Origin of the sequence: Aureimonas ureilytica (genome assembly GCF_001475935.1) — a bacterium.
Lineage (GTDB): Bacteria > Pseudomonadota > Alphaproteobacteria > Rhizobiales > Rhizobiaceae > Aureimonas > Aureimonas ureilytica_A.
Genome location: NZ_LDQA01000104.1, coordinates 1 through 599, shown reverse-complemented (window position 1 = coordinate 599; position 599 = coordinate 1). Strand labels below are relative to the sequence as shown.

1 protein-coding gene is annotated in these 599 nt (G+C 69.6%); it reads left to right on the top strand.

Annotated elements, in window-relative coordinates:
* Positions 1-213: 213 nt before the first annotated feature.
* Positions 214-599 (top strand): ATP-binding cassette domain-containing protein (locus NS365_RS22770; protein ID WP_153003922.1); only part of this gene is annotated, 386 nt, incomplete at its 3' end.

The following is a 599-nucleotide window of genomic DNA, read 5'->3' as shown; positions in this document are numbered from 1 at the left end:
GGCGCGCCGGACCTCGCCCAAGATCCGGGTGTTTCGCGAATGGCTTCTCGGGCATTTCCCGGAGGGGGAGAAGGAGCGATCAAGCTTCGGGCCGAGCGGCTGATCGCGTCCGGTGCGCTCGCCTTCGCACCGCACTCCCCCGCCTGATGTTTTCGCAGGGCCTCCAACGCCGAGACAATTCCGCTTCGGCCGGAAATGCTCTAGAAGCCGCCCATGGCTCCTCCCCCGCTCCTCCGCCTCGACGGCGTGCGCCTCACCTTCGGCGGCACCCCTCTTCTCACCCATGTCGAACTCGGCGTCCTGCCGGGGGATCGCATTGCACTGGTCGGGCGCAACGGCTCGGGCAAATCGACCCTCCTGAAAATCGCCGCTGGGATCGTCGAGCCCGATGGCGGCGAGGTCTTCCGCCAGCCGGGCGCGACCATCCGCTATCTCGCGCAGGAGCCCGATTTCGGCGCGGCCGAGACGGTGGAAGCCTATGTCATGGCGGGCCTTGGCCCCGCCGACGAGCCCTACCGCGTCACACGTCTGATCGAGGGTCTCGGACTTCGCGCCGACGCGCGGCCGGGCGATCTGTCGGGCGGCGAGGCGCGCCGCGC